5 protein-coding genes are annotated in these 6,404 nt (G+C 63.0%); 3 read left to right on the forward strand and 2 right to left on the reverse strand.

Annotation, left to right across the window (positions count from 1 at the left end; genetic code table 11):
• Nucleotides 1–202 precede the first annotated feature (202 nt).
• Nucleotides 203–1,024 carry an SDR family NAD(P)-dependent oxidoreductase gene (locus ACK4HJ_RS22780; RefSeq protein WP_409835822.1) on the reverse strand — a complete coding sequence of 274 codons (822 nt, stop codon included), beginning with the start codon at nt 1,022–1,024 and terminating at the stop codon, nt 203–205.
• A 121-nt stretch (nt 1,025–1,145) separates the two neighbouring features.
• Here ACK4HJ_RS22780 and ACK4HJ_RS22785 point away from each other — a divergent pair, with 121 nt between their 5' ends.
• The 3 genes from ACK4HJ_RS22785 (at nt 1,146) to yjjJ (ending at nt 4,906) form a co-directional block, all read left to right on the forward strand.
• Nucleotides 1,146–2,111 carry an SMP-30/gluconolactonase/LRE family protein gene (locus tag ACK4HJ_RS22785; RefSeq protein ID WP_409835824.1) on the forward strand — a complete coding sequence of 322 codons (966 nt, stop codon included), beginning with the start codon at nt 1,146–1,148 and terminating at the stop codon, nt 2,109–2,111.
• Nucleotides 2,112–2,298: 187 nt separating this feature from the next.
• Nucleotides 2,299–3,240, forward strand: a complete 942-nt coding sequence (locus tag ACK4HJ_RS22790) for an aldose 1-epimerase (protein WP_409835826.1) — start codon at nt 2,299–2,301, stop codon at nt 3,238–3,240.
• Between the two features lie 307 nt (nt 3,241–3,547).
• Nucleotides 3,548–4,906 carry a type II toxin-antitoxin system HipA family toxin YjjJ gene (yjjJ, locus tag ACK4HJ_RS22795; RefSeq protein WP_409835828.1) on the forward strand — a complete coding sequence of 453 codons (1,359 nt, stop codon included), beginning with the start codon at nt 3,548–3,550 and terminating at the stop codon, nt 4,904–4,906.
• A gap of 101 nt (nt 4,907–5,007) precedes the next feature.
• Here yjjJ and ACK4HJ_RS22800 read toward each other — a convergent pair whose 3' ends face one another.
• A complete protein-coding gene (locus ACK4HJ_RS22800) occupies nt 5,008–6,084 on the reverse strand; it encodes an AAA family ATPase (protein ID WP_409835830.1) in 1,077 nt (358 codons plus the stop codon).
• Nucleotides 6,085–6,404: the final 320 nt, after the last annotated feature.

A 6,404-nucleotide genomic window follows, 5' to 3' on the forward strand; every position in this document is an offset into this window, starting at 1 on the left:
TTGTGCTTGCCCGCAAGCTCTTGCGTGTGGCTTTCTCACTGTTCAAACAGCACGTCCTGTTCGATCCTGCGTTGGTCGCTGTCAGAACTTGACGAAAGCCATAGAACCTCAGCCCGAACGGGCGGGAGTCATCAGGACTGCAAAAACAATAGCTGCTAGCGCTTGATGGATAGGCGCCAGAGCCCAAAAAGACCTCAAAAATTCAAACCCACCCCGCATCCACCTTGAACTCCTGCGCCGTACACATCGCCGCATCATCCGACGCCAAGAACAACACCATCCGCGCAATGTCATGCGGCCGCAGCTTGTCCGGCAGGCACTGGTTGCGCGCCAACTCCTTCTCGCCCTCGGCGTCCAGCCACAGCTTGATCTGCCGCTCTGTCATCACCCAGCCCGGCGACACCGTGTTGATGCGGATACGGTCCTGCCCCAGCGTCTTGGCCAGCCCGCGCGTGAGGCCGTTCACCGACGACTTGGCGATGGCATAGCAGGGGTAGCCCGTGCCCTTGCCTTGCCAGCCCGTGGAGCCCAGGTTGATCACCGAGCCCGCGCCCAGCCTGCGCATGCCCGGCACCACGGCCTGGATGGCGAAGAAAGCGGGGCGCTCGTTGATGGCCATGCGCTCGTCGTAGTACGCGGGCGTCACGGATTCGAGCGTGTGCCGGTCGTCGCTGGCCACGTTGTTCACCAGCACTGCAAAGTCGCTGCCCAGCTCAGCCGCCGCATCGGCCACGCAGGCTTGCAGGGCTTGCACATCGCGCACATCACACACACGCCACCAGGGGCGGGGCAGGCCTGCATCGGCAATGTGCTGGGCCAAGGCCTCACTGGCCTCGCGGGCCACGTCCACAAAGGCCACGCGGGCACCTTGCTCGGCAAACGCCGCCACGATGGCCGCGCCAATGCCGCTGCCGCCGCCGGTCACAAACACGGCACGGCCTTGCAGGCTGGGGAATTTCGCCAGGCCCTGGGGGGCGCCAGTGGCGTCTGTCGAAGAGGAAGAGGGGGTAAAAACCTTTGACATATAAATATTGCAATCAATCAATTGAAAAAAATTTCATTTCAAGTATCAATTGGCGTTGATAAGATGCCGTTCGTCAAGTGCCTGGCGGCAGGCCGATGCAAAAAAACGACCGGAGACACATGTGCGCCCCTTGCTGGATACCCCCATCTCACCGACCGAGGGCGCCGTCGCCCGCGCTGCTGCCTTGGCCTCGCCCGTGACAGGCGCCGTGCGCTGTGTGATCGCACTGGGCAACGCGTTGGGCGAAGGCGTGTTGTGGTCTGTGCGTGAGCAGGCCGTGTACTGGGTGGACATCCTCCAGCGCGAGCTGCACCGCTGGGACCCGGCCACCGGCGCCCACCAGCGCTGGACGTTTGACGAAGAAATCTCCGCCATTGCCGAACGCGCGCATGCCCCCGGCTTCATCGTCACCCTGCGCCGGGGCTTTGCACTGTTCGACCCCGCTGCTGACATCGCCCCGCGCTACCTGCACCAGCCCGAGCCCGACCGCGCGGGCAACCGCTTCAACGACGGCAAATGCGATGCACAGGGCCGCTTCTGGGCGGGCTCCATGGACTTTGCGTGCGAGGCGCCCACGGGCGCGCTCTACCGCTATGACCCCGACGGGAGTTGCACCCGCCACGACGACGGCTTTGCCGTGACCAACGGCCCCACCTGGTCTGGCACGGGGCAGGGCGCGGCCATGTTTTTCAACGCCACCATCGAAGGCAACACCTACCGCTACGACAGCGATCTGGCCGCAGGCACCGTGTCAAACAAAACGCTGTGGAAGCATTGGCTGCCCGAAGACGGCCTGCCCGACGGCATGACCACCGACGCGCAGGGCCGCCTGTGGATTGCGCACTGGGGCGGCTGGTGCGTGACCTGCCACGACCCGGTAACCGCCGCCGAGCTGGGCCGCGTGCGCTTGCCAGTCAGCCAGGTCACCACCTGCGCGTTTGGTGGCGCAGACCTGCGCACGCTGTTCATCAGCTCTGCGCGGGTAGGCCTTACGCCCGAGCAGCTGGCGGCCGAGCCGCTGGCCGGGGCCCTGTTTGCGGTGGACACCGACAGCCTGGGCCTGCCCGCCCATCCATTTGGCGGCTGAGAGCGGCTGACAAAACCCTTCTGGCGCCGTTGCTGCGTCTTGTCGTACTACGCGTACAGCCTGTGACGCGGCGCCTGGCCAGAACCGCTTCGCTGGGTTTTGTTATCCGCTCCAAGCGCTGAACGCAGCCCCGAGCAATCTGCCAACCCGCAATCCCCGTCAACACACCAAAGAAAGCACACCGCCCATGACCGAGGCCACATCCTCCCACCCCATCGTCTGGCTGCACCACGCGGGGCAGCACCTGGGCCTGGTGCCCACACTGGGCGGCAGCGTGGCGGCCTGGCAGATTGACGACCCTCAAGAGGCGGGCGCACGCATCGACCTGTGGCGCCCGTGGGACGGCGCCACGCCCGACCTGTACCAGCTTGCGTCCTTCGCCATGGTGCCCTGGTCCAACCGCATCAGCGGCGGCGGGTTTGAACACGCGGGCCGGTTCCACCCCATGCGCCCCAACCGCGTGGGCGAGCCGTACCCTATTCACGGCGATGGCTGGCTGCAGCCCTGGCAACTTACCCAGCCCGCACCCGACACGCTGCAGATGCAACTTCGCTCCGAGCGCTTTGACGACAACCCCTACGAGTACGAATGTGTACAGACCTTCCGCCTAGTGGACGGCGGCCTGGACCAGTCGGTGCAGGTGCGGCACCTGGGCGCGCAGCCGCTGCCCTACGGCCTCGGCCTGCACCCCTGGTTTCCGCGCACGCCCGGCACGCGCATCACGGCGCCGGTGCAGGGCTTGTGGCTGTGTGGCGACGACCCTTTGCCCACACAGCACACGCAGCACTTCCCGCCCGGTTGGGACTTGAACACCGGCGCCCCCGCCAACGGCGGCCTGATCGACAACGCCTACACCGGCTGGGGCGGTACGGCCCAGATCGACTGGCCCGAGCGCGGCCTGCGCCTCACGGCCCACATGCCTGATTTTGAAGAAGACGGCGGCACTGCCCACCACTACTGCCTGGTCTACCGCCCGCCGCAGGGCCCCGCGTTCTGCTTCGAGCCCATCACCCAGCCCATCGACGCCTTTCACCAGCCGGGGCAGCCGGGCCTGCGCACGCTGGCGCAGGGGGAGTCGATGGTGATGAATGTGCAGTGGCGCTACGCACACCGCCCGCAAAGCCATTGATCGAGTCTGCTCGCTGTGGTGGGTGTTGACCTCGACCAATCCCGCGCCACGACTCCCATGGCTTTCGCTTCAGCGCCAGGTAGAAGTCCTGGTGGCGCGCCTCGGCATGCTTTGAGCCGTGCGCGAACGGAGGCCCCCAGGGGCTGCGCCGCACCAGATAGGCGCGCCACGCGCAGCGCGGTTGTTGCATTGGGTAGTTGTTTGTCAGTGAATAACTAGAAAACGCAACCATCGGGCTCTGATTCAGTTTGTTCAATCTATTCTTTTATTTATTCAGTTTTCGATTCAGTCGTCGTATCCTTAGGCCATGCTCTCCGCCGCCCAGACCTACGCCAACGCCATCCGCCCCCTGCTGCGCCCCGGCCCCGCCAAGGCGCAGGCGCTGGCGCAGGCGTTGCAGGTCAGCCAGCCCACCGTCTCCCGGGCCCTTAGCGCGCTGGGGGGCGACGTGGTGCCTTTTGGCGCCGCAAGATCTATTCAATACACACTCCGCGATCCAGTCCGCGCCGATCTGGAGGCCACCGTGTATCGCGTCACCCCCCAGGGCGCGCTCGAAACCCTGGGCACCCTGATCCCGGTGTGCCCGCAGGGCTTTGTGATGATCGAGGCGGGCGGGGCCCGGCTGCACAGCGATGGCCTGCCGTGGTGGATTTTTGACATGCGCCCGCAGGGCTACCTGGGGCGCGCCTACTGCCAGCGGCACGGCCAACGCCTGGGCCTGCCCGAACGGCTGGGCGACTGGAGCGACACCCACGCGCTGCGCGCCATCCTGGACCAGGGCGACGACATGCCCGGCAACCTGCTCATCGGCCCCACGGCCCGCGACCAATTCGTCAACGCGCCCGACCCCGTGCCCATTGCAGCCGCGCAAAAGCTGCCCACCTACGCCCAGCTGGCCGACCTGGCCGCGCGCGGCGAAGTGGCGGGCTCGTCCGCCGCCGGAGCACAGCCCAAGTTCACCGCCTACGCAGAGCAAGCCGATGGCACTGCCGCGCATGTGATGGTCAAGTTCACCGCAGAACTCGATACCCCTGTGAGCGCCCGCTGGCGCGACCTGCTGCTGGCTGAACACATCGCCCTGCAGGTGCTGCGCGACCACGGCGTGCCTGCTGCGCAGTCCATGACCTGGATGCACGGCACTCAACGATTTCTGGAGGTGCAGCGGTTTGACCGCCTGGGCGCGCGCGGGCGCAGGGCACTGCATTCCTTCGCCGCGCTGGATGCCGAGTTTGTCGGCAGCGGCGGCAACTGGCCGGTGATCGCCAGGGCGTTGTGGAAGTCCGGGGTCATCACCCCCCAGGCCTTTGACACGGCCTGCCTGCTGTGGGCGTTTGGCACCCTGATCGGCAACACCGACATGCACAGCGGCAATCTGTCGTGCTTGTCAGAGGGGCGCAGGCCTTACGAGCTGGCGCCTGCGTATGACATGACGCCCATGGCGTTTGCACCCACGGCGGGGGGCGGTTTGCCGGATCGGACGTTGGAACTGACGGTGGGGGAGCAGGTCAGCGCGGCTGCGTGGAAAGAGGGGCTTGCGATGGCGCAGGTGTTCGTGCGGCGCTTGGAGGAGGAAGAAGGATTCAGCGCGGGTTTCGACGCGTGCAAGGCCGAGTTGCTGCGCTATTTGGCGGTGGCTGCTGAGCGTGTTGGGCGGCTGGCGCTATAGGGCTACCACCGGCGGTGCATGCAGGTGAGCTCGTTGGCGACGGCGCTTGCGGAGGTATTGAGGTTTGACTAGCCCGCTACGGTCAATTGCTGATAGTTGGACTAGGCTGCAATCAGTTGCCGTGCGCGTGCAGCGAGGTCTTGGCAGAAATCTGGATTCGCGCGAACCCACAGCGCGAGGAACGCTCCTCGTACGATTCCCTCGGGAACGAAGCCAATCTTGATTCCCAGCTGATTGAATATCAGATGTGGGTCGCGATTCGTCCTTATAACTTGTTCAATTGAGCGATTTACGAGTTCCTGGGCCTCTGGAGCTCGTTGGCATGAAACCGTGAGTATTGCTAGATCCTCTTCAAGTCTTGCTCGAATGCTCTCGAAAACAGCCAGTTCTGGTTGGGCTCCAGGAAGCCGAATGACGCCATCATTCGGATTGTCGATTTGGGTGGAGTCACCATCAATCACGCATAGAGATTTGAAGGTGACAGCAGGATTGCGCAGATGTCCGCGATGTGTACTCACCGCGTTGCCATCGCCGTGTACAGCGTGCACCTCAATTTGATCGTAGTCCGCTCCCAACGTTTCCCTGAAGATGGTGTCTACCCAAGTTTTGGCAAACTCGTCCTCGACAAAGACTGCAAGCTTCTTGTCCACCCGACCAGAGACGGCGCGCAGCGCTTCTACAGAGAGCTTGCCCTGCCTGAGCTTGCCGTCTATGCACGCCCAAATGGCCTCGTTAGGAAGGGGGGAAAGCGCGTAGTCACTGTGCGTAGTAAATATTGTTTGAATCGACTTTCGCTCTGCTACGTCGATAAGGTACTCAACCATTCTTTGGGTTGCAACGGGGTGAAGGCCGTTTTCGATCTCCTCAATGAGGATCAGACTATTCGCTGGTGCCTGCTCGATCTTTGTGATCATTCGAATAACTGAAGACTCACCTGCACCGAAGTGAAATTCCGAGTAGTTGTTCGGACCGTTTCGGCCAACTAGGAACGTGTCATCATTTCCATATTGCGTAACCCGATAGTCGGCAACCGACTTACCAAGAATGTGCTCCACTTGGGTAATTGAATCCGCATTGAGGGGTTCAAGCGGCGGCAGATGAACGTAAGTCGAACGCATAAGCGCTTTGAACCGAGCCTTCTCTCCGGCAGGCACAGTTCGCTCGATGCCGAAGAACAAGACTTCTCTGTCTACCACCTCGCCCCTCACCCATTTTGCTTGGCGGAAGTTGGAGGTACGCTTTATCGACTGGCGAGGGTTTATTTGTTTGTCTATCAGGTCATACTCAACTCGCCATCCAGCCATTGATTCGTCACCGACGGCACCTTGGGAAAGAAAGTGCCTGGTTTTATTTGTTTGTAGGCGCAGCCTGAAGCGCCTAAGGACCCTCTTCACGAATCCCCTGCGTCATGTGCCGACGAATGCTTGAAGCCGAGACAATAGGCACATGAAGCAAAGCAGCCTGGGCCTGAGCAACACCACCAAGCGCACGCGCAAGC

The organism is Acidovorax sp. (assembly GCF_046294525.1).
In the GTDB taxonomy this organism is placed as follows: Bacteria; Pseudomonadota; Gammaproteobacteria; order Burkholderiales; family Burkholderiaceae_C; genus Acidovorax.